The following is a 270-nucleotide window of genomic DNA, read 5'->3' as shown; positions in this document are numbered from 1 at the left end:
GGTTCAGTCCGGGTGGTGGTTTCAGTTGAATAGTGTATTGACTGGAATCCAGACTTTTTGAGTAAGTCTTTACTTGTTGTTCCAGAAAACGATCAACAGCTTGAAGGATCTGATCTTCTGAAGTCAGTTCAGAACCTTGGCTGAGGGGTGAGAAAGCCAGGACTGGACACAGTGCCATTAATCCAAGCCAGAACCAGTGCCTTTTCATAACATATCAGAGGAAAATCCTTTCCAGCTACCGGCTACATCCGGAAAACTCCCGGTCACAGA

The 270-nt window shown here is 45.9% G+C and carries 1 protein-coding gene; it reads right to left on the bottom strand.

Annotated elements, in window-relative coordinates; translation table 11 throughout:
• Nucleotides 1-208, bottom strand: a 208-nt coding sequence (locus CWC16_RS20135; RefSeq protein ID WP_212747468.1) for a hypothetical protein, incomplete at its 3' end; no start/stop codon positions are given.
• Between the last annotated feature and the right edge of the window lie 62 nt (nucleotides 209-270).

It is taken from the genome of Pseudoalteromonas sp. S3776, assembly GCF_005886915.1.
GTDB lineage: Bacteria > Pseudomonadota > Gammaproteobacteria > Enterobacterales > Alteromonadaceae > Pseudoalteromonas.
Note: the sequence above shows the minus strand (reverse complement) of the source record. Positions and strands in the feature narration are given on the sequence as shown.